The sequence below is a fragment of the Methylobacterium sp. Gmos1 genome (genome assembly GCF_053764715.1).
The window spans coordinates 1-22,504 of the sequence record NZ_JBSNCC010000032.1; the positions used below are offsets into that span (position 1 = coordinate 1).

Consider the following 22,504-nt stretch of genomic DNA (forward strand, 5'->3'; position numbering starts at 1 on the left):
GACGACGGCGGACAGGTGCGCCAGGTCGACGGCGCTGGGGATCACGCAGACAGTCTGAGCCATGCCCTCAGACTCGCATGGCTCACACCTCCTGTGAATCCTCTGAATGCGTCAATGTACTAGGATCGTGCGCAGCTCGGCGCGGGCAGTGACGGTGGCCCTGGTGACCTTCTCGGATCGGATAACACCGCATCTGGCGTTAGTGAGGGCGACGAGTTGGAGGGAGAGGTCCTCGTCGGTGGTGCTGACGCGCATCCTCTATGATAAGGCGAGATGGGGACGCTCACACGCGCTGTGAGTCCGAGCACCGGTACATCCCGACCGAGGCGTTCTTGCACCCTTCCGCGAGCGGAGACTCATGAGCAGTTTGAAATTTGGAACTTCCGGACTGCGCGGCCTTGTGACCGATCTCGTAGGACAGCCTAGTTTCGCCTATGCCGCAGCGTTCTTCGCCTCGGTCGGTAAGGAGGCGGGAGCCAGCCGAGAGGTCGTGATCGGGCGAGACCTGCGCAACAGCAGCGCGGGGATCGCCGCAACGGTTGCCACGGCGGCTGCCGCCGCCGGCCTCACGGCGATCGACTGCGGCCCGTTGCCGACGCCCGCCCTCGCCCTCGAGGCGCGGCGGCGTGGAAGTTGCGCCGTCATGGTCACCGGCAGCCATATCCCGGAGGATCGGAACGGGCTGAAGTTCTATCGCGCCGATGGCGAGATCACCAAAGCCGACGAAGCCGCGATCCTGGCAGCGCTTGGTGAGGTCGCGACAGGCGCTCCTGTTCCTCCGGCCGTCGCGGCCCAGCAGGAGCCGGACGCCATCGCGCGCTATCGCCGTCGGTACCTCGACGCCTTCAAGGCGGACGTGCTGTCCGGCCAGAAGATTGCCGTCTACCAGCAAAGTTCGGTCGCCCGCGACCTGCTGATCGACGTTCTCGCCGGTTTCGGAGCCAGCGCCGTGCCGATCGGCCGATCCGAATCGTTCGTTCCGATCGATACCGAGGCCCATCGACCGGAAGACGTCGCCTTCATCCGCGATGTCACGGCATCAGGTGACTTCGACGCGCTCGTGACGACCGACGGTGATGCGGATCGGCCCCTGATCGCCGATGGCACCGGCCGCATCGTGCGAGGGGATGTTCTCGGTCTCATCACGGCCCGATATCTGGGTGCCGACACCGTCGTCGTGCCCGTGACAGCCGGCTCCGCCATCGAGCGTGCGGGTGGCTTTCAGCGAGTGCTGCGCACCAAGGTCGGCTCGCCCTTCGTGATCGCCGGTATGGAGCAGGCCGCAAGGGATGGCGCGAAGGTCATCTGCGGTTTCGAGGCGAATGGCGGGTTCCTGCTCGGATCGGATTGTCCGATCGGTGACAAGGTCCTCCCGGCTTTGCCGACGCGCGACGCGGTACTGCCGATCCTCGCAACCCTGGCCGCAGTCCGGGAGGCCGCGATGCCGCTGGCTGATCTGGTCGTCACGCTCGACGTCGGCGAGACCGCGAGCAATCGCCTCCCCAACGTCGCGGCAGAGCGGAGCGGCGCCCTCCTCCGGCAGCTCACGGACGAGACGTTCCGTCGGGAATTCCTTCGTCCTGTCGGAGTGCCGCAGGCCGTCGACGAGCAGGACGGGGTCAGGATCGGCCTCGATGGCGAGCGGACGATCCACTTCCGGGCGTCGGGCAACGCACCCGAACTGCGTTGCTACGCGGAGGCGAAGTCTGCGGAGGCGGCCGAGGACCTGGTCCGATGGGGGCTGGCGGCAGCAGCGGCGGTGATGGACGGGACCGCGAAGTAACATCGCCCCGGCCTCTCCGCTCTCACGGCTCGTCCGCAACGGGCAGACCGAAATCCGTGCGCGAGCAGAACCAGCCGTTCGCGCACGGTCCAGACACACGCAATACGAAGCACGTGCAAGCCGCTGGCAACACGAGCTGGCGGAGCCCGGAGCGGATCTCCGGCAAGGTGCCCTCAAGGCGGCCCGGGATCGCGTCGCGGATCGGGCAGGAGCTCGCAGTCGACCCGCCCGAGATGCCCGGCACCACTCGGGCAGCGGTTCCGGGCCCTCTCTCCGGCCGGACCGGCTGGTGGCGCTGTCTCTCGGCTCTGTGCCGCCGTCCCGAGTGTTTCGCCTTGGATCGCTCTGCGAGACGTGAGTCTGTTCGTGCCCCAGCCTGCCACCAGCGACCCGTGCTGGTGTTCCGATCGGCGATAGATATCAAATTTCATCAAAATCAACGACTTAGATCCATTACCAGCTGGTAACGCGCGGATATCGCCCAACCGGTCGCCGGTGAATGGCCGCGCGGCGGCTCGGAACCTGACCTGCCCCTCGTACAGGAACGGCTGGCGCTTGTATCCTCGGTGCCGCCAGCCCGACGCGCCGCTTGTCCTTCAGGCGATCGGTCTCGCCCGTGATCGTCACCACGCCGACGTAGGGCGGCTTCGATCCGGCATCGCCGCTATCGACACCGCGCCGCAGGCGAACGTTGTGTCCCACGCCCCGAACGACAGGTTTGCCCGCGCGCAGACGGAAGGCTCCGGCGCCAGCGCTGGATCGGCTGCACGGGTCGCGCCCGCCTTTATCCGCGCCACGTCGCGAAGTAGCCCAGCGCGGTCGACAGACGCGTCCGGCCCGACGTCAAAGGCTCCCGTCAATGGGTCGGGATCAGGTTCACCCAACGGCGCTGTGCGGAACACGACGACTCCTCCCGGTACACCGACCGTCATGGTTGGAAGCCGGAATCTCGATGGTGGAAACGTCCTGTTCGAAGTCCGCAAGGGCTAATGAGTCGGACGCAAGTTGCTGCCGACGGGCACCCCGAGTTTGCCGCGAAGCAGCGCTTGCAGGACAGGTCCCAGGCTGAACTCCCCTCGCCTCTTTCGATCCACCAGCGCACGCAAGTAGCCGCCCGGCGCTTTGATGTGCTCCGCTCGTTGCAGGATCGCCGCGATCGTCACCACAGCCGCATCCTCGCCCATGACTTCGCGCGCCTCGTCCCAGGCATTCGGGCTGATCCCGAGCATGGATCGAACCAAGCCCGCAGCGTCGACCAGCTCCCGCCACGAGCCGATTCCACCCCGCGCGTAATCCCGGATATCCGGGCAGGCACTGAGGACAAGGCCGAGGGGGTAAGTGGCGCGAATCGACCAATGCCCTGGTGGAGTCCCCTGCCCTGATCCGTCGGTCATAACTGGCGCCGCGGTGTGCGGATCGAGAGCCGAGCCCTTCTTCTCCTCCTCTTCGGAGGCCTGTTCAGAATCAGGAGGCTCTGGGTTTGAATTCTGTTTGTGCCGCTCGTTTTGAGTGGCATTGCCGCTCGATTCCTTCGATTCCTGGTGCTGGAGCAGCAACTTACCCACATCGGTCGCCAGATCGGCGAGCGCTCCGCTGGTCGCCGTCAGATCGGAGCAAGACGGTGCCCGGGGTAGCGCGGCCATCGTCGCCCTGTAGCGGGCCCTCAGCGGCTCCGACGCCCCTGGTGCACCCTCGGCCTCGTCGAGGGCCTCGATGAGCTTCATGCAGTCTCGCCGCAGCAGCGTGACGCGCTCGCGGGCGATGCGAAGCGCGAGTGCATCGGACCGTACGGTCTCGGCGAGGCCCGCGAACTCGGCGGCGCGCGCGACGAGGGGAGAGAGATCGAAGCCGTAGGCCTGCGCGATCACGCCGGCCGGGCCGCGGCGGCAGTAGCGCTTCCCGTTGGGGCTGTCCCGGCGAATGACGATGCCGGCCTCGACCAGCGCGGCGAGATGCCGGCGAATGGTCGCCTCTCCCATGCCCCTCGTCCGGATGACGAGCGCACGGTTGGACGGGAACACGACGAGGCTCGGCGCCGCTCCGATCTGCAATGCCGTCTCGGGCAGGAAGGTCGCGAGCGCGTCGAGGACGGCCAAGCTGGACGCGGAGAGGCCGAGCTGGGCCCGCGCCTCGGTGATGTCGCGGAGAACAGCCCATTTCTCGACTGTTGTCTCGCGAGGGCAGCCGTCCGCGGTCGCCTGCGCTTTCACCTGCGCAGCCGTCAGCGATCGCCGCCCGAAGGGCGTCGTGATGTGGAGCATGCTCTGTCGAGCACCGGGCAAAGACCGGGCGTTCGCCGCCGCGAAATTTTCGCGAACGGCGCTGTTCCGCCTTGCGATGTGCCGGGAGGTGTGGTTCTCTGACTTTGCGACAGACAGAGAGGGTCTTCCGGGCGTCGGTTCGGGGGCCCTTTCTTTTTGCGGTGTCCTCGTCTCCTTTCAGTTCGGGGTGAGGGGAGGGGTCAGGCCTTGCTCGCCCGGTAGGCGGCAAGGATCTCGGGAAGCCGGCGAGCGAGGTAGTCGCCGAAGCCCGGCTCGCTCGCCTCGTCGGTCGTCACGCGCACGCCGGACGTGCTGCGCTCGACGCGGGCGAATTTCAGGCCCTTGGAATCCTTCAGCGTCTCGGCCTTCGGCTTCCTGGTCGCCTTCGGCGCCGGGGTGAGGGCGGCCAGCACCACGCCGAAACGCTCATTCGACGTCTTGCCGAAGAGACCCGAGGCGGCGAGGGCGGTGTCGATCTGCTCGGGTGTCGCGGCCTTGATCCGGTCGGCGAGGGTGAGCCAGTTCGGCCGACCGATCTTGGGCGCCGGACCGATGATGGCGAGCACGGATGCGGGGATCGCCTCGGCGACGGTCAGCAGGCTCGACAGATGGGGAGCCTGCATGCCCATCGCCTTGGCGACGACCTCGCGAGTGACACCGGCTTGCACCATGTTCCGAGCGAAGTGCGCCCGCTCGATGTAGCTCAGGTCGGCTCGGGCGAGGTTCTCCGATCCCTGCGCGATGACAAGCTCGGTGTCGCTCAAGGGGCGCACGATGGCGCGCAACGGGCGACCGAGGATCCGCGCCGCGCGATGCCGGCGGCGGCCGTAGGCGATCTCGTAGCGACCGGGCTCACCGGGCTTGGGCCGAACCAGCGCAGGGCTGCGCTGGCCCTCCTCGCGGATCTGCTCCACGAAGGCGTCGAACGCCGTGTCGGTCGTATCGGGCACTCGATCCGCGATCGCGGAGGGATCGCAGATCTCCGGATCGAGTTCGATCACGCTGCCGTCGCGCTCGGCATCGGCGGCCGCGCGCGCCTGCTCCTGCGCCTGCCACGCAGCACCGAACGAGCGAGCTGCGCCCGTGCGGCGAGGAGAGGGGGAATTACCACCTGATAAGGGGGGTGAAGTCGTTGATTCCGTTGATAATGTCGTGGTCGAGACCGGCTCCGGCGTGGGCCGGGCCATCAGATGGCGGATGCTCTTGCTCATGCCCGCCCCCACGCGCCGCGGATGAGCGCTTCGATCTCACGGTTGACGTCGTCGAAGGCATCTAGCGCCCGCCGATAGGTCGCGCGGCTCACCTCGTCGCTGCGATCCTTGCCCAGTGACGTCTCGTAGATCGTCTGACCGACGAGGCCCGACGTCGAAACGGCCGGGGTCTGGAGCATCGCCTTGGGCAGCACGTAGCTTCCGAACAGATCCTGGAGCATTCCGACCACCGAGGTCTGCGGCACGCTTTGGGGATCGTAGCGCGTGATGAGGTAGCGGAACCAATCCTGGGTCGGTGGCGGAGCGCCCTCCTCCTGAACCGTCTCCATCAGATCGCTCATCATCGTCAGGAACTGACGCATGGACGCGAGGTCGATCATCTGGGGATGAACGGTGATCAGGGTCGCGGTGGCCGCGCACAGGGCCGAGATCGCGAAGTAGCCGAGCCGCGGCGGGCAATCGATCACCACCACATCGTAGTCCGCAGCGATGCTCTCGATCGCGACGGGAAGGCGGGCGAAAAACGGAGGACCGCCCAACTTGCGCCGCTCGGGGCTCGACATGAGGGGTGCGTAGAACTCGAACTCCTCGAGTTCGAGGTTCGCCGAGGCGAGGTCGAGCCCGGTGAAATATGTCTGGCGGATCACCTCCCGCATCGGTCGCTGACCTTCGCCGTAGCGGACAGCGTCGTAGATCGTCGGTCCACTGTCGTCCGCGCGCACGCCGAGCAGGGTGGACAGGCTGGCCTGCGGGTCGGCGTCGATCGCCAGCACGCGGTAACCGTGGAGGGCGAGGTAGTGCGCCAATCCGGCAGTGTGCGTGGTCTTGGCCGAGCCGCCCTTGAAGTTCGTCAGCGCGATGACCTGGAGGTGCTCGCCCTTCTCGCCGTTGCGATGGGGGAGGTACCCTCGCCCGACGCGATCGATCTCGTGAAGGTGTCGACGGACGGCATGGATCTCGGCGAGGGTGAAATAGCGACGTCCCGCCGGCCCGATCTCCAGATCCGGCGTGAGCCGGTCGAAGGGCAGTTGACGAAGGCGCACCTCGGTGATGCCGAGGAGCCGCGCCGTCTCGCCGGCCGAGAACCGCCGCAGGGTCTTCTGCGCGGTGGGAGGATAGAAGCCGACCGCGAGATCCTGCAGCTTGTCGCCGAGCAGCCGGGCGTGGCTCGCTGCGATCTCGTTGGAGTGCGCTTCGGTGTCATCCACGAGCACGTGCTGGTTCATGACCCCTCTCGCTAGCGCTAAACCGACAGATTACGCCATACCACCGCTAGCGGCGAGATGAGACTGATTCGGTACGAGAGTCGAGTCCCATGCAAGCCCCAGGCAAGTTTGCAAGCCGACTCAGGTGTGGAGAAATATGAAGCAGGACCTGCAGATCCGTGCCCGAGCCGAAGCCACGGCGAGGCACGACTGGATCGAACGGGGCCGACTCGACTGCAGGTGAGGTGTGGGGTTCAATTATCGGCCTGATCCACCCCAGTACGCCCGACGAAATCTCTAGCTGACCAAGTGTTTTCGGCTCTATTTACCAAATAAAAACCATGTATAAGCGCGATCAATATTGCCTGTTCCCTCGGATCGTGGTACAGGGCCGCCGACAAGTTTCTCCTCGGCCATCAACCCTTCTCGGCAGATGCGGATCGCCCTCCTCACCACCATCGTGCCCAACACGCTGAAGACAGGCAGCGAGATCGCCACCCGGGCGATCCTCGCGGCGCTGGCCGAGCTCGGGCACGACGTCGTGCTCTACGGCTACGGGCGGGCGCCGTTCCGGGTGACGGCGCCGGTGGACAGCGTGCTCCTGGGGACGATCCCGATCGAGACCGCGACGGCGCCCCTCGCCGATACCTTGTCCTGGGCCTGGCGCAGCCTGACTTCCGGCCACCCGATCTCGTCGGAGAAGTACAACTACCTGCCGGCGCACCGTCTGAGGGAGGAGATCGCCCGTTCTGGGGCGGACCTCCTGATCGTGGACCACGTCAACCTCTACCCGTTCGTGCGCGAGCTCGCCGGATCCATCCCTGTCGGGGTAATCTTCCACGACATCCAGGCCCTGTCCTACGCGATGGTGGCCAAGGCTGCCCGACGGCCCTGGTGGCGGGCCGTCTATGCCCGGGAGGCCCGGCTCAACGCGGTGCTCGAGCGACAGGCAGGGGCGGAGGGGCGCTTCGCGTGGTTCCTGTCGCAGGCCGATGCCGACCGTGCCCGGCGCGACCTCGGCATCGCGCACGGGGCCGTGCTGCCGCTGTTCTTCCCCCTGGTTTCCGGCCCGGTCCAGGCGGATGTCGACGATGACATCGGTCTCATCGGGACCTGGAGCTGGCCGCCGGTGCGCGAGGGCATGACGTGGTTCCTCGACCACGTGGTGCCGCGCCTGCCGCCGGAGATCAGCATCGCGGTGGCGGGTGCGGGATCCGAGGCGCTGCCGGAGGGACGGATCAAGCGCCTCGGCCTCGTGCCGGACGCGCGCGCCTTCCTGGCCGGCGTGCGGGTCGCCGCCGTGCCGACGGTCGCGGGCACCGGCATCCAGATCAAGACGCTGGAGCTGGCCGCCACAGGGACGCCCGCCGTGTCCACCCGGCTCGGGGTCCGCGGGCTCGACGTGGTACCCGACAGCCTGCGGGTGGCCGAGACACCCGAGGATTTCGCCGCCGCCCTGGTCGAGGCCGTGCGCCGCCCGCGCGCCCACGATCCGGAGGCGGGCCTGGCCTGGAACGAGGCGCGACGCCGGGCGGCGGTCGCGATGATCGCCGACGCGCTCGCGGGGCTCTGACGCCGGCCCGCCCGCACGTTGCCCTGCTGGGAGGGCCGTCCTGGCACGCAGGCCGCAGGCTCTGGCGGATCAACGGGCGGGCCTGTGCCGGATCGGTACGGGCTGACCCATTTCCGCCTTCGAGGAGCCCGATGCAGGACAGCCGGACGAACCTACTGGTCGACGAACCCGTCCGGACGCGCCGTTCGCTGCTCCTGCCGCGGCTGCGCGCGGCCTGGGCCGGGCTGGGGGAGCGCGGCCTCGTGCGGGGCTACGTCCACCTGCTCGGCGGGTCCGTCACCCGGCTCCTGCTCTCGCTCGTCTACTTCGTCTCCCTCACGAGCGCGCTCGGCCTCGACGATTTCGGCCTGTTCGCCACCAGCGCGGCGGTCGGCATGGTGCTGTCGCGCCTCGCCGCCTTCGGGTACGGCGCCAACATGGTGGCGATCTCGGCCACCCGCCCGCGGCTCCTGGGGCAGTATCTCGGATCCTACGCGGTCTGGCTCGCGGTCTCGCTGCCGTTCTGCCTCGGGCTGGCGCTGCTGATCCACTGGGCCTTCTTCCCGGGCCAGCTCCTCGCCTACCTGACGGTCGTCGCGGTCGAGGTCGTGGTCTGGCGGCTCATCGACCTCGTGGCGGTGGTGAACGGCGGCCTCGGCCGCTACGCCCGCTCGGCCGCGGCATACAATATCGGCTTCCTCGCCCGGACCCTCGCGGCGCTCGCCTTCCTGGGATCGGGCGACCACAGTCTCGCGACGTGGGCGCTCGCCTACGCGGCGGCCAACATCATCGCCCTCGTGGTCGTCGTCGCCACCCTGCTGCCACAGGTGCGCCTGCGCCTGCGGCGGCGCTCCCTGCTGCTGCGCGGCCGCCACGCGCTCGCGCTCGCAGGGGCCTACGTCGTCTCGGCCGGGCAGGGCGAGAGCGACAAGGTGCTGGTCCTCGCCCTCGGCGGCGAGGCGAATGCCGGCCTCTTCGCCACCTGCATGCGCCTCGTCGACCTCACCGCGATGCCGGTGCGGGCCTTCAACGTGATGATGATCCGCACCCTGCTGCGCGACCCGGCCGCGATGCGGGGGACCCGGGCCAAGCTGCTCACCGAGGCCGGCATCCTGGTCGTCTCCACGGCGGCCTTCGCGGTCATCGCCCTGGCGCTCCAGGTCTGGCCCGGCCTGCTCGGGCGCGAGGTCGCGAAGGCGGCCCCGATCCTGCCGCTGCTCTGGGCGGTGCCGGCCCTGCGCAACCTGATCGAGTACCAGGCCGAGCTGCTCTACGCCTGGCAGCGGATGTTCGGCCTGTTCTGGATCTCCGGCCTCCTGATCCTGCTGAAATCCGCCCTGATCGCGGTCGTGTTCTGGCAGTTCCACGGTCCGGCGCAATGGGCCGGGATGATCAACGCCGTCTTCCTGGTCGCTTATCTCGCCTCCAGCCTCGGCACCTACGCCTTCGGCCGCCGGGGGCCGGGAGCGACCGTTCCCGGGCCGCCGGCCTGAACAACAGGAGACCGATCGTGACGCAGCCCTCGCACATCGATCGCCGGGCGGCCCTGAAGGGCGGGATCCTCGGCACCGCCGCCCTGGCGGCAAGCACGGCCGCGCCCGCCGCCCTGGCGGCTCCGGGAGCCGCGAAGCCGGGCCCCGCGGCGCGAGCCCGGCCGGCGGCCCCGCTCGGCACGCCGGTGGGCTGCGCAGTCCAGGCCTCGCTCCTCGACCGGGACGCGGGCTACCGGCGGGCGATCCTGCGTGACTGCGACCTGGTGGTGACGGAGGACGCCCTGAAGTGGGACCGCCTGCGGCCGACCCGCGGCGCCTTCGACTTCGCCGAGGGCGACGCCATCGTGCGCTTCGCCCGCGACGGCGGCCTGGCGGTGCGCGGCCACGCCCTCGTGTTCCACGGCCAGGTCCCGCCCTGGCTCGACACGCTGCGCAGCCGCGCCGAGGCCGAGGCCGAGCTGCGCAAGCACATCGCCACCGTGGTCGGGCATTACCGCGGCGCGATCACCTCCTGGGACGTGGTCAACGAGTTCACGGACGATGCGCCCGAGCGCGGGACCGGCCTGCGCAACACTCTCTGGCGACGGCTGATCGGGGATGGGTACATCGAGATGTCGCTGCGCGCCGCCGCGCAGGCCGATCCCGCCGCCCAGCTCCTGCTGAGCGACTACTTCCTCGAATTCGAGGGCGAGCACTACGACTCCCGCCGCGCCGTGATGCTGCGCACGGTGCAAGGCCTGGTGGCGCGGGGCGTGCCGCTGCACGGGGTCGGGATGCAGGGCCACCTCTACTCGGACCGGGTGGTCGACCGGGCCGCGGTGGCGCGCTTCGTCGCCGAGGTGCGGGCGCTCGGCCTCGTGGTGGTGGTGACCGAGCTCGACGTCATCGACCAGACCTTTCCGGCCGACCTGCGCCAGCGCGACGAGCTCGTGGCGCAGCAGGCCTTCCGGCTCCTCGACGCCATCGCGGAGGGCGGCGGCGCCGACGCGGTGCTGACCTGGGGCCTGCGCGACCGCGACAGCTGGACCCGCTGGCACAAGCCGCGGCCGGACGGCCTGCCGACCCGCTCGCTGCCCCTCGACGACGACCTGAAGCCCAAGCCCCTGCACGAGGTGATGCAGCATTTCCGCCGGCGCGTGGCGAGCGCCGCTCCGCTGCCCGGTCCGGGCCGGGCTCCGTGAGGCGGGGACGCGGAGGGGCCTTGGTGTCTCTCACGAAACTCGCGGTCAACCGGCGTCGCTCGATGTGGCGGCGCCGGCGCAGCGGGAGTTTCGTGAGGTGCACTTGGTCCCCGCCACGTCCTGTCGTCACTCCCTGACGCGGTAGGCCGTGAGGTAGCGCAGGCCGAAGACCGCGATCAGGAACGCGACCCAGAACGCCTCGTCGCGCTGGAAGAACAGGGTCTCCATCGAGCCGAGGAAGACCGCGAACAGCCAGATCCGGAAGAACAGGAGAGCGAGGTCGCGGCTCGCGGGATCGCGCCGCGCCCGGGCGAAGTCCAGGATCGGCAGCACGACCAGGGCCCAGACGGCGAGGGCGAGGCCGGGCAGGCCGGTGGTGAGCGCGAGGTCGAGATAGGAGTCGTGCGAGTGCGAGGCGGTGGCGGCCCAGGGGTTCCGGGCGGCATCGACGGCGTAGCGGACGTACTCGGTGTTCCAGAACCCCATGAAGCCGTACCCGGTCAGGGGCCGCTCCAGGAAGGACGCGAGCGCGAAGCCCCAGATCCCGGTCCGGTTGGTGAAGGTGGGATCGCTCATGACGCGCTCGTTGAACGCGGCCACCGCCGGGATCGCGGCCGAACCCACCGTGAAGGTGAGGTAGAGGACGAGCGGAACCAGGCAGACGGCGAGGAGCAGCGGGACCGAGCGGATCCGGCCCGCCAGCCACGCCCAGGCGAACACGAACGGGACGAGCGCCTGCGGCTGCTTGGCGCCCGTGAAGGCCAGGAAGGTGCCGGCGAGGACGAAGAGGCAGGGGCCGAGCACGAGGCGCCGCCGCCCGGTCAGGTAGGCCCCCAGGATGAGGAAGACCACCATCATCGGTCCGGTCCTCGACTTGTGGTCGTAGATGCCGCGCCAGGATCCGGTGAGGTTCACCTCCGCGGCGGCGTCGGCCTGGTGCACGGCGAGGTGCGGCACCAGCGCGACCGCCAGGAAGCACAGCACGACCACCGTGATCGCGACGCCGCCGATCCAGGCCTCGAACTGGCGCTGGCTGCGCGGCAGCAGCAGCAGGACGCCGACGATCGCCATGACCATCGCCGACAGGATCAGCCGGCGCAGCGACAGGCCCGGATTGATCGCGAAGGCGCAGTCCAGCAGGAACCAGCCCAGCACCGCCCCGTAGGCCGGGTGCAGCAGGGGCGCGGCGCGGCGCCAGCCGCCGGCCCGCAGCGCCCACAGGCTGAGCCCGAACAGGGTGAGGAACACCACTTGGTTGAAGCGGTCGGCCGCCTCGGTCGGCTCCAGAAGGGCGCCGTCCGACAGGTCCTTGAGCGGCTCGAGGGTGATCCAGAAGACCAGCAGGGCGAGAACGAACAGCCCCGCCCGCGCGAGGAGGCCGATATCGAGGGCCGGCGCCCCGTCCAAGGCTGGGCTCGAGCCGGGCGCCCGACCCGAGGCGGCCCCCCGGGTCACGGCAGGCGTCCCTCCCGCGGGCGGTACTGCTCGGGCCGGAAGCCGGCCTGCGCGGTGACCCGCCCGAGCGCCTCCAGCAGCGGATGGGTCGAGGCCAGGAGATCGCCCGAGGATGCGAGCCGGGACAGCGACCGCAGGGGGCCGAGCCCGAGGAGCGCCAGGCTCTTGGCCGGGATGCGCAGCCGGTCGAGCGGGCGGCGGGCGTTCTTGCGCTCGATCATGTAGTTGATCGCCCCGTAGCGCAGGCTGCGGGCGATCACCCAGCGCAGGCTGGTGCGGCCGGCCGGCACGGTCTCGACCGCGCGCGCCTCGGCCTCGAAATAGGCGGTGAAGCCCGCGTCGCGGGCGCGCTTGAAGAAGTCGAAGTCGCCGCCGCCGACGAAGTCGAAGGCGGGATCGAGGTAGGGCTGGCCCAACCGGTCGAGCACCTGCGCCCGCATCGCGAAGTTGCCGCTGCCGTACAGGAACGGGACCGGTCCCGAGGCGGTGTAGTAGGGCGTGAACACCGGATGCCCGGCGAAGCGGCCGGCATCCGGCCGCTCGAACCGGGGCAGCACCGGTCCGCCGACGAGGTCGGCGCCGGAGCGCTCCTGGGCGTCCACGATCCGGCGCAGCCAGTCGGGCTCGGCGAGCTCGTCGTCGTCGATCATCGCCACCAGGGGCGTGTCCGGGAAGAGCGCGCGGGCGGCCGCGAAGACGCCGTTGCAGGCCGAGCTGTGGCCCGGACGGGCCACCACGACGGCCGCGCCCGCGACCACTCCCTCGCGCATCATCGCCTCGGCCCGCGCCGCGCCCGCCCGCCCGGCGGGATCGTTGTCGGCGACGAGGCAGGCGAAGGGCCGCGCGAAGTCCTGGGCGGCGAGGGACCGCAGGGTGAGGGCGAGGTGGTCGGGGCGGCGCATCGTCGGGATGCAGACGACGACGGCCGGCGCCGCCGCGGTCTTCCCCGCATACGCGACCTCGAACGGCTCCGGCCGGGCCGGCAGGCTTTGCGTGGGCTGGGCTTGCATGGGCAAGTCTCGCGCGATCCCGTCGTTCATCATGAGGCTCCGTTCGTGGGCGGGGCGCCCGCGGCGAGGTCGAGGAGGCCGCGCACGGTCTCGATGCGGCAGCCGCGGGCGAGCGCCCCGTCGACGGCGTAGGCGAGGCGCTGCGGGGAGAGGCCGAACCGCGTCGGGCGGGCCGCCACGTCGTGGGCGTAGAACACCAGCCACGCCCGCCGCGCCACCGCGGCATCGAGCCAGGCGTCGATCCCCGCCTCGCTCACGGACGCGTCCTCCAGGGCGACCGCCTCCAGGCGGCCGCGATCGGCCGCGCCGGTGATCGGGCCGCCATGGATGCCCCGGCAGGCCCGGAACCGCGCCTGGAGACGGAGCTTGTGGGCGAGCCCGATGGCTCCGTACGGGTAGGCGAAGGTCGAGAGCCGCCCGACGACCGGCTCCAGGATGCGGGCGTTGGCCGCGACGTCGCGCAGGTAGGCGCCGACGCCGGCCTGCGCGGCGCTCGGATGCGTGGCGGTGTGGCAGCCGATCTCGTGACCCCGGCGGGCGAGATCCGCGACGGCGGCGAGGCCGGCCAGCGGGTAGAGTTCCGAGACGGTACCGGCGAGGCCGCCGCAGACGTAGAACGTGCCCCGCACGCCCCGCTCCTCCAGGATGCGCGCGCCGGTCCCGGCCGCCGAGGCGGCGATGTCGTCGAAGGTGAAGCTCACGGCGGCGCGCTCGAGAGGAAGCGGGATGCGGCGCGTCACCACCGCCCGCGCGAGGCGCCGCCCGACCTTGTCGCGCAGGCTCTCGGAGGGCGCGGATGTCTCCGGCGAGGGCATGGATCTTCTAGACCTTGGCGAAGGTGAACCCGCCGAGCCAGGCCCGCAGGCGCCGGTCGAGCTCGGGATGCGCGCGCAGGCGGCCGACGAGCCGGGCGCGCAGGGCCGGCGCGAGCCCCCGCCAGCCCAGCGGGGCGACGAGGTCGACGAGGGGGAGGGGCTCGGTGCCGAAGCGGCGCTTGTAGTCGTAGTTGCCGATGCTGAAATCGACGCAGCGCACACCCTCGGCGTGGAGTGCCGCCATGGTGCGCTCGATGATGAGCCGGCCCGGCGAGCAGTTCGACCAGCGCCCGCCCGCCTGGCCGATGCGGATCATGACGTAGCGCTCGCCCTGGCGCAGGCCGAGGAGACCCGCTACGATCTCGCCGTCGGCCACGAGGGCGGTGACGACCGTGCTCCCGTCGGCGACCCCGCGCTCCACGAGGCGGCGATAGACCGCCGCCACCTCGGGCTCGTTGAGGAAGTACGTCGCCCCGAGCGCGTCCATCCGGCGCTCCTGGAGGTTCTCGATCGTCGCCAGCACCGCGCCGGCCCGTACGGGATCGGTCACCCGCTCGAAGGTCGCGGCCGGATGCTTGGCGAAGACCCGCCAACTCCGCTCGAGCTCCTTGCGCACCGTCCGCTCGAGCCTGGTATAGCGCCAGGCGTCGTAATCCGGGCCGAGGCGCAAGAAGTTGCCGTTGAGGGCGCAGGCGGTTGCGCCGGGCAGGAGAGCCAGGGGATTCGGCGCGCCGCCGAGGGCCGTCTCCATCTTGGCGAGGCGCACGAGGTCGGCGGACGGCAGGGCGCGGCGCACCGCCCGCCACAGCCGCGCCGCCTCGCGCCGGTCCCGGGGCACGGCCGGCCCGATCAGCGGGGCGTTGTAGTCGGTCAGGTCGAGGTCGGCGAACTCGACCAACCGCAGCGATCCGTGCCGCCGCAGCACCAGCGGCAGCACGAGAGCGAGTTCCCCCGTGCGGGCCTGGCGCACCGTGACGACGACCGGCGTCAGGCCGGCCCGGCCAGCCATGGCCTCGTACCAGCTCGCGAGCCAGTCGGCGCCCTGGAACGGCGTCGGCGCTGTCCCGCCCCGCAGGGCTGCGGGTTCGAAGCGGGTCGCGGCCTCGGCCCGGTAGGCCGCCGCGGAGGCGGCCGGGGCGGCCGCGAATGGCCGGTCGAGGGTGGTCACGCGGTGGCCTGCGCGTCGATGATCTGGCCGGGATTGGCACCGTCCAGGCGGAAGTCGACCCGGCGCCGGGCCCCCCGCTCGCGCCGGACCCAGCGGCTGTTGCGCAGGGCCTTCTGGAGCACGGCCTTGGACCAGTAGGACGGGCCGGTGATCGCCCGGCTGCGCGGGGGCATGCCGAGGCGGTGGCGCAGGAGGCCGTTGGCGAGGTTGACGGTCTGGAGGCGATGGATCTCCTCGTTGGTGAACGAGACCGTCATCGAGACGTTCAGGCAGTCCAGGTTCTCGACCCGGTGCGGGGCGTTGAGCGGCCAGCTGAGCATCTGGCCAGGCGCGAGATCGAGGACCTGGGCGTGCTCGTCGTACCAGGGCTCGTAGGGCATATCGACCTCGACCTCGAACAGGGCGATGTCCTCGAGGTGCCGCTCGGTCAGGAAGGGGGGCGAGTTCGGGTAGATGTAGACCCGCTTGTGGCCGATCAGCTGCCAGAGGTGCTGGCCCGGCAGGTCGGCGTGGTAATACACCTGCGCGGCGGGCGACGAGATCAGGATGCCGGCGCTGCGGTGGCGGGTCGAGAAGCCCGGCAGGCGCTCGGCCATCTCGGCGAAGATGGCGTCCGCCACCTCGGCATAGCGCTTGTCGACCTTCAGGACGTTGCGCAGGTTGAGCCACATCCGGCCCTTGGCGATCGCATCGATCACCGCCTCGCCCGGCAGGCCGCCGATGTCGCCCTCGCGCCAGTAGCGGCGCTGGCCGCTCGCGCCCATGTGGATCAGGCTGTACTGCTCGCGCGGATAGGTATCGATCAGCTCCGCCAGCGCCGCGCGGGAGAACAGCGGCATGGTGTGGAGGCGGTGCTGCAGGCGCAGGGGCTGGTGGCCCCAGAGCGCCCCGTGCCTGTCGGTCCAGTCGGTGAAGATCGGTTCGCGGCTCATAGGTGTCCGGCTCCCTGTGGCGGCCTGTGTCGTTTCGGTACGGGATCAGTCCCGTCTCGGGATGCTCTCGGGTAAAATCCGGAAGCATGTCCCGGCTGTCTTCGATTATGTTCGATGTCGCAACCATGATGCCAGAGAAGAGACTGCCCGGGATCAGTGCTCTCCGGCAAAGAGAGTTTGGTATCTCGCGAGATTGACCCCGTACTCGGGCCGGCCCGGGCGCCGTCGTCTTCGAGGGGGCTCGGCCTCGCTCAGGCCTCCGGCGATCGCGACAGGTCGCGCGCCGCACCGGCTCTGCCCGCGACGACAGGTCGGGACCGGGAGCCGCTCTGGGGCCGGGCCGGCTCCCAGTCCCGTGCGAGATGGCGCAGGAGGATGAGACCGACGCTGGCGACCATGCCGAACAGCAGGGCGGCCGGCAGTACGATCCGCGGCGAGGGCGGCCAGGTCCGCTGGCGAGGCGGCACTGCCTCCGAGATGATGCGCACGTTGAGGGCGTTCAGGCGCTCCTGCTCACCAGCTTCCCGGGATCGCCGCAAGACGTTCTCGTACAGGGTCCGCTGGGCGTCGCGCTCGCGCTCGAGCTCGCTGAGGCCGACGACGGCGCTCTCGTTCGTAACCATCTCGGATTTCGCCCGGGCGAGCTGGCGGCGGATGGCCGCCTCGCTCGCTGTGGCGCGCTCGGTATCCTTGCGCGTAGCCTCGACGATCCGGCGCTTCTCGCCCTCGATGCGCTGCTCGGCTTCCCGCAGCTGGGCGTTCAGCTCCGCGATGGCGGGGTGGCGCTCGCCGAGCCGGGTCGCCGCCTCGGCCTTGCTGCGGGCGAGCGCGGCGTATTGCTGGCGGAGCGCCTGCATCTCGGGCGATTGCAGCATCTCCGGCAGCGAGGTGCCGGTGTCGCGGACGCGCATCCGCTCGGCCTGAACCAGCCGCTCCCGGGCTTCGGCGGCCCGGATGGAGGCGGTCACGAGTTGCTGGTTGAGATCACCGAGCTGCTGGTCGCTGAGCAGGCGGCCGCTCGCCGCCGTGAGCCTGTTGTCGCGGCGGTACTTTACCACCCGGTTGTCGGCCGCCTCGACGCCCTGGCGCAGGGCCGCGAGGCGGGCGGTGAGGGCGTCGGAGACGCGCTTGGCGGCCTCCATGCGGGCCGCACTTTCCCCGGCGAGGTAAGCGGCGCCGATCGCGTTGGCGATGTCGGCCGCGCGCTGCGGGTCCGCGGCCTTCGCGGCAACTTCGATCACGAAGGTCCGCTCGGGCCGGCGCACGCTGACGGCACTGCTCAGGCTATCGATTGCGACGTTGAGTGGATCGCGGGCCGTCGCGGGCGGCGTCAGGCCGAGCAGGCCCTTGAGCGAGACGACGAAAGGGTTCGTGGAGTCGGGCTTGGCGAAGTCCGGGTCCCGATCGAGCCCGAGTTGCTCCACGACCCGACGCAGCACCGTGCTCGACTGGATCACCCGCGCCTGGCTCTCGGCGAGGGAGGCACCCGAATCCGCCTGCGGCGTACGGGTGGTAACCTCGTTCTCCAGCACCCGCAGGTCGGAGGGATCGAGCAGGATCTGGATGCCGGCGGTGTAGGTGGGCCGCACCATCCCGAGCCCCATGACTGCGAGGGCGAGGCATACGATGCCGCCTAGCGCGATCAGGCCCGCAGAACGCCACAGCGCGCGGAGCAACGCGACAGCGTCGAAGCCACGTCCGACCGCGCCCGATGTGGGCCCAAGCCCCTCGGTGAGGTCGACCCGGACCGGTTCAGCGTGAGCTTGACTCTCAAACCTGAACATCTGTCCTGTCTCTTCGTCATCTCGGTTCACACCCGCACCAGATTGGCACGGCGCGGAGGGGACGCAGCGTTCTAGCGCAAGGTTGGTGCCAGGAACGCCAAACAGCCGCACACCACCGGACCTTGATATTTTTTAATCTTTTTTGTGTGGCAATCTAATAGAAAAATATATTATTAAGCGTCAATGATGCGCTCTCATTCCGCGTTCATGTAAATATGGTTAACTCATCAATCGATTTTGCTTCGTCCTTTTAGTTGAGCGTCGACGTGCTCGTCCACTGTGTCGATTTGGGTCTCTAGGGCGAAACATACGGGGCAAAATCGGACGGCACGATATCTGCGGGATCGCACACCAAGATATCTACCGAGGGCTTTTAACGTGTCGAAGCGGGACATTTCAGATCTGCAGCTCCGTGCCGAAGTGCCCCGCCTCGCCGAAGGGAGGAAACCGCCGTCCCTGCTGATCCTGGGTTGCCGCGGCATTCCGGCCGCCCATGGCGGCTTCGAAACCTTCGCCGAGCGCCTCGCTTTGTTCCTCGTTGCCCGGGGATGGCGGGTCGGCGTCTACTGCCAGCGCGAGGTCGCAAGGGTCGGCAGCCGGATTTCGGTCGAAACTTGGCGCGGGATCGATCTGATCCAGGTCGAGGTCGCCTCCAGGGGCCCACAAGCGACGCTCGAGTTTGACGCCTGCAGCGTGCTGGACGCCGCCCACCGCGGAGGCGTGTGCCTGGTGCTCGGATACAACGGGGCCGTCTTCTTGCCCTACTTGCGCCTGCGCGGTCGCACGGTCGTGACCAACATGGATGGCATCGAGTGGAAGCGGCCGAAGTGGTCGTGGTCGGTGCGGGCATGGTTCTGGGTCAATGAGTGGATCGCAGCTTGGACCTCTCACCGTCTGATCGCCGACCATCCGCAGATCGCCAACCACCTCGCGACGCGCCGGCCTCGCCACGCAATCATGACGATTCCCTACGGCGGCGACCCCATCTCTTCGGCGGATCCATCGCCGCTCACAAGTTTGGGCTTGATACAAGATCGCTACCTCATATCAATTGCCCGCATCGAGCCGGACAATAACATCCTGACCCTTGTCGAAGCGTTTTCGAGTCGGCGACGGGACCGGAAGTTGGTGGTACTAGGCGATTTTGTCCCAGGTAACCGCTACCACGCAGCGGTCCAGGCAGCGGCGAGCGAGGAGGTCATTTTCCCTGGTGCGATCTACGATCCGGCGGTCGTTCGATCCCTGAGGTACTACGCTCGCGCGTACCTACACGGCCACACGGTCGGCGGCACCAATCCCTCGCTCGTCGAGGCGTTGTGGGCCGGGAACGCAGTCGTAGCCCACGACAATCTCTTCAACCGGCATACGGCTGGTGAGGAACAGATCTACTTCCGCGACAAATCCTCGTGTGAGAGCGCCATATGGACAGCTTTGTCTGATGACACCCGGGTAGCTCGAGCCCGCCGCGCCGCCCGCATCCGGGCGGCGCAGGAATTCTCTTGGGACACGATCCTGTATGCATACGAGGGGGCGTGCCTTAAGCTGCTTGGACAAGAGGGGAGGCCCGTCATCGCTCAGCAAGTGGATCGCTCATTAGGTGATAGCACAGGCAGCCGGTAACGTGGCAGAATGAACCGCTCCGGGTTTTTCGGAGGCTGATTGGCTTGGGTCAGGCGGCCAAGGCTTGGTCGCCGACGTGAGCATAATAGTGCGCTTCAGCCTCGGCGGGAGGGACGTTGCCGATCGGCGCGAGCATGCGATGGTGGATGTACCAGTCGATCCACTCCAAGGCGGCGTACTCGACATCCTCGAAGGAGCGCCACGGCTCGCGCCGCTGGATTACCTCTGCCTTGAACAAACTGTTGATTGTCTCTGCTAAGGCGTTGTCGTACGAGTCGCCGACGTTACCGACCGACGACTCGATGCCGGCTCCAGGCCAATTGGCCAAAGTCGACCTAAGAGCCGTCTCTTTCAACTCGGAATAAACTACTATAAAAATCGTTTTTCACATGCCATTTTTCCAGAGTTAAACCAACTTGACCCATATGGTGTATATGAGGACCACCGGATCCTCTGCCAAGATAGCTCATGTTTGCGGGCGCATAACCCCAAACTGAAACATTCTGTACTGTTTCGTGGACATTTCCGGAATAGCGATACGGATGGTCTTTTCTATTGCGAATAAGTCGATATTGTCGATCAGGGTAAGGGATTGGCTCTTCTATTTTTCGCTCATCGACAAAATTATACCGAGGAAGCGCCCAGCCCTCTACTTCACTTTGGGTAAGTTGCACCAATTTTGGAAGATCCTCTGCTACAAGATGTTCGTCAGCGTCCAGCATCAAAATCCATTCGATATTAGCTGGCACGAGATCAAGAGCAGCATTGCGGGCTTGAGCAAAATTAATGAACGTAATGTCTTTTATACAGAACGGCGTCCCTGCAGAAGTCAAAATTTTGGAAGTACGCTCCCGCGTATCGTCATTAGAGCCAGTATCAGCTATCGCAACAAAGCTTGCTATTCCTATCACAGAATTTAGCATGCGCTCGATATAAGCGGCTTCATTTTTTACAATCGCAGCAATAGCTAGCGACGGCCTCTCGCTTGGAGGAGGCAATCGTTCAGAGTGCTCAGGTATGTAATGAACGGGTAGCATCCACGCAGTTTTTTGCAGTAACCCAAAATTGTCGACCTCGACTATATCAACATGTAATGCCTCGGCGGCAGCGATAAAAATCGAACGAGAATTTTCTTGAAAAATACTTAAATCAATAATCACAACCCCCGCGTGATTGAGTCTTTCATATGCAAAGCAAAGATCGTGACATGAAATTTCTGCGCCGGCAACAAATATTACATCAAACTTTAGGTCTACGCTAGCGGCATCAGACAGAACGGCATTAATACGCTCATCTCTCTCGTAAATATGAAGTCCACTTATGCAGCTGCTCCTATCCGTCTCTAATAGATTCTTCATATTTACAGGATCGTGGGTATTGCTGCTTCCTTTTACAAGCAAAAATGGCCGTATCGCACAATCTCTTAGTATACTCAAAGCTAACTTAGCTAATTTTTGGCCCCCAAATACAGCAGCCGTTTGGGCCCTGAATCTTCGGCTCATGATCCGGCGTAGACAATCGAACTGGCCAGAAGTCAGGCGCTCTTGTATTCCTTCTCCGACAGCAATAGAATTTAAAATATCTAGTTTTTTTAACGAATTATTAAGCGCAACGGTGTCTTCATTTGATGAGAAATCGGCAATCTCGATATGCCTGCCCCTGCGCATCTGGGCCTCTTCTGATGCCATCAAGCTGCGGCGTGCAGTTGAAAAATCGGCATAACTTGATGCCATTGCATCCACAATTTGTTCGTTCTCAGGTTCCCGCCCAAGGATGCACCGAAACAACCATCGGACCTCTTCTTTCTGAATCATATTTTCCCATCCTATATGCTAGCCACAAGGCTTTTCCTGCGATGCGGTTGCCATGTATCAGATCGCGAGTATCGGTCACAAGCAGATCGCTCGTATCACGTGTTGAAGACGTCTATACATTTATGCAATTATTTGAAATATATAATCTATCAATCATATGCAGCATCAAATCGACGGTGCATATAAAATTTTTTATGTTATGTACAGTTTAATTATATTACAGATAATTTTTATTATAAAAATATAGTATTATTAAACAAATCTCGATAAATACGCCTAAATCAGCTCGAGAAAGAACTTGCACTGATTATCTAAAGCATTGCCTGACCATGATGAAATTTCGCGGCCTGTCTGGTAGCCAGCTGCATTGAGGTAGTTGCGACACTCCTGTCGGGTGAGGGCAGCGAAGGCTTGCTCGATCGGGTTGAACTCCGGACTGTAGGGCAGCAGGTACACCACCCGCGCGCCGGCCGCCGCGATGGCCTCGCGCACGCCCGTCACCGTGTGGGCCTGGAGATTGTCGAGGATCACCATGTCGCCGGGCCGGAGCACTGGGACTAGCGTGTCGGTGACGTAATCCAGGAAGCGCTGGCCGTTGGTGGCTCCCTCGAAGATGGCCGTTGCCGTCAGGCCGCTCGCGCGCAGGGCTGCCGTGACGGTGGTAGTCTTGTCGTGCCCGCACGGCATCGGCAGGCGACAGCGTTGGCCGCGCGGGGCCCAACTGTCGCGACGCGCCATCCGGGTCGAGGCCGCCCTCTCATCAATGAATACCAGACGGTCCGGATCGAGGTCGAGTTGGCCCTCGAACCACGCCTGGCGTGCCTCCGCTACGTCCGGTCGGTCCTGCTCGGCCGCATGGAGAGCCCCTTTTTACGGGTGATGCGATGGCGGGCCAGGAAGCGCGACACGCTGCTGGTGCTGGTGGTGACGCCCTGCGCGACCAAGGCGTCGCGCAACTCCGCCAGCACGATGTTGCCGCGCTCCTCGCACAGCGTCAGGATCCGCGGGGCGTGAGCCTCGATGACGTGCGAGCGCTGGTCGCCGCCCATCGGCTTTGGCCGGACGTGGCCATCCCGGAGATAGATGGCGTGCCAGCGGCTGACGCTGGCGGCGCTGACACCGAACCGCTCGCCAGCCTGGCGGCAGGACGCGCCCGCTATCACGGCGGACACCACCCGCTCACGCAGATCGACCGATAAGGGTGAGGTCATCGCAGGCTC

At 67.0% G+C, this 22,504-nt stretch carries 16 protein-coding genes and 1 pseudogene; 5 read left to right on the forward strand and 12 right to left on the reverse strand.

Features of this window, described 5'->3' with window-relative positions; genetic code table 11:
- The first annotated feature begins 358 nt into the window (after window positions 1-358).
- Entirely contained in the window at window positions 359-1,783 is a 1,425-nt protein-coding gene (locus ACS5PV_RS30810) for a phosphomannomutase (RefSeq protein WP_455399132.1), read from the forward strand.
- A 986-nt stretch (window positions 1,784-2,769) separates the two neighbouring features.
- On the opposite strand, the gene repC is transcribed toward ACS5PV_RS30810, so the two are convergent.
- From repC to repA, 3 genes are all read right to left on the reverse strand, one after another.
- The gene (gene repC, locus ACS5PV_RS30815) at window positions 2,770-4,044 is read right to left on the reverse strand and encodes a plasmid replication protein RepC (protein WP_455399133.1); all 1,275 of its coding nucleotides are present in this window, start codon (window positions 4,042-4,044) and stop codon (window positions 2,770-2,772) included.
- A 200-nt stretch (window positions 4,045-4,244) separates the two neighbouring features.
- A complete protein-coding gene (gene repB, locus ACS5PV_RS30820) occupies window positions 4,245-5,267 on the reverse strand; it encodes a plasmid partitioning protein RepB (RefSeq protein ID WP_455399134.1) in 1,023 nt (340 codons plus the stop codon).
- Window positions 5,252-6,481 (reverse strand): plasmid partitioning protein RepA, encoded by a 1,230-nt coding sequence (gene repA, locus ACS5PV_RS30825; RefSeq protein ID WP_455399135.1) that lies wholly within the window; start codon window positions 6,479-6,481, stop codon window positions 5,252-5,254. The genes repB and repA overlap by 16 nt, the downstream gene beginning before the upstream one ends.
- Window positions 6,482-6,893: 412 nt before the next feature.
- Here repA and ACS5PV_RS30830 point away from each other — a divergent pair, with 412 nt between their 5' ends.
- The 3 genes from ACS5PV_RS30830 to ACS5PV_RS30840 all read left to right on the forward strand — a co-directional run bounded on the left by ACS5PV_RS30830 (window position 6,894) and on the right by ACS5PV_RS30840 (window position 10,686).
- Window positions 6,894-8,033, forward strand: coding sequence for a glycosyltransferase (locus ACS5PV_RS30830; protein ID WP_455399136.1), 1,140 nt, complete (start codon window positions 6,894-6,896; stop codon window positions 8,031-8,033).
- A gap of 131 nt (window positions 8,034-8,164) precedes the next feature.
- Window positions 8,165-9,505: a lipopolysaccharide biosynthesis protein gene (locus tag ACS5PV_RS30835; protein ID WP_455399137.1), complete on the forward strand. Its 1,341-nt coding sequence runs from the start codon at window positions 8,165-8,167 to the stop codon at window positions 9,503-9,505.
- A gap of 17 nt (window positions 9,506-9,522) precedes the next feature.
- The gene (locus ACS5PV_RS30840; RefSeq protein ID WP_455399138.1) at window positions 9,523-10,686 is read left to right on the forward strand and encodes an endo-1,4-beta-xylanase; all 1,164 of its coding nucleotides are present in this window, start codon (window positions 9,523-9,525) and stop codon (window positions 10,684-10,686) included.
- 126 nt (window positions 10,687-10,812) lie between these two features.
- Here the strand turns inward: ACS5PV_RS30840 and ACS5PV_RS30845 are convergent, their stop codons facing one another.
- The 6 genes from ACS5PV_RS30845 to ACS5PV_RS30870 all read right to left on the reverse strand — a co-directional run bounded on the left by ACS5PV_RS30845 (window position 10,813) and on the right by ACS5PV_RS30870 (window position 17,880).
- A complete protein-coding gene (locus tag ACS5PV_RS30845; protein WP_455399139.1) occupies window positions 10,813-12,093 on the reverse strand; it encodes an O-antigen ligase family protein in 1,281 nt (426 codons plus the stop codon).
- 44 nt (window positions 12,094-12,137) lie between these two features.
- Complete coding sequence (locus ACS5PV_RS30850; protein ID WP_455399140.1) at window positions 12,138-13,151, reverse strand: glycosyltransferase family 2 protein; 1,014 nt, start codon at window positions 13,149-13,151, stop codon at window positions 12,138-12,140.
- Window positions 13,152-13,180: 29 nt separating this feature from the next.
- The gene (locus tag ACS5PV_RS30855; protein WP_455399141.1) at window positions 13,181-13,966 is read right to left on the reverse strand and encodes a polysaccharide deacetylase family protein; all 786 of its coding nucleotides are present in this window, start codon (window positions 13,964-13,966) and stop codon (window positions 13,181-13,183) included.
- Window positions 13,967-13,973: 7 nt separating this feature from the next.
- On the reverse strand, window positions 13,974-15,134 hold the full coding sequence (locus ACS5PV_RS30860; protein ID WP_455399142.1) for a GNAT family N-acetyltransferase: 1,161 nt from the start codon (window positions 15,132-15,134) through the stop codon (window positions 13,974-13,976).
- On the reverse strand, window positions 15,131-16,066 hold the full coding sequence (locus ACS5PV_RS30865) for a hypothetical protein (RefSeq protein ID WP_455399143.1): 936 nt from the start codon (window positions 16,064-16,066) through the stop codon (window positions 15,131-15,133). The genes ACS5PV_RS30860 and ACS5PV_RS30865 overlap by 4 nt, the downstream gene beginning before the upstream one ends.
- Before the next feature lie 251 nt (window positions 16,067-16,317).
- Window positions 16,318-17,880 carry a GumC family protein gene (locus ACS5PV_RS30870; protein WP_455399144.1) on the reverse strand — a complete coding sequence of 521 codons (1,563 nt, stop codon included), beginning with the start codon at window positions 17,878-17,880 and terminating at the stop codon, window positions 16,318-16,320.
- Window positions 17,881-18,306: 426 nt separating this feature from the next.
- Here ACS5PV_RS30870 and ACS5PV_RS30875 point away from each other — a divergent pair, with 426 nt between their 5' ends.
- Entirely contained in the window at window positions 18,307-19,470 is a 1,164-nt protein-coding gene (locus tag ACS5PV_RS30875; RefSeq protein WP_455399162.1) for a DUF1972 domain-containing protein, read from the forward strand.
- A 49-nt stretch (window positions 19,471-19,519) separates the two neighbouring features.
- Here ACS5PV_RS30875 and ACS5PV_RS30880 read toward each other — a convergent pair.
- From ACS5PV_RS30880 to ACS5PV_RS30890, 3 genes and pseudogenes are all read right to left on the reverse strand, one after another.
- Window positions 19,520-19,780: pseudogene (locus ACS5PV_RS30880) on the reverse strand (integrase core domain-containing protein); the annotation flags it as partial.
- 25 nt (window positions 19,781-19,805) lie between these two features.
- Window positions 19,806-21,284, reverse strand: coding sequence for a glycosyltransferase (locus ACS5PV_RS30885; RefSeq protein ID WP_455399145.1), 1,479 nt, complete (start codon window positions 21,282-21,284; stop codon window positions 19,806-19,808).
- A gap of 276 nt (window positions 21,285-21,560) precedes the next feature.
- Window positions 21,561-22,495, reverse strand: a protein-coding gene (locus tag ACS5PV_RS30890) for an IS630 family transposase (RefSeq protein ID WP_455399146.1) whose coding sequence is annotated in 2 segments (ribosomal slippage) — window positions 21,561-22,150 and window positions 22,150-22,495 — 936 coding nt in all. Because the reading frame shifts where the segments join, the coding sequence is not laid out codon by codon here.
- Between the last annotated feature and the right edge of the window lie 9 nt (window positions 22,496-22,504).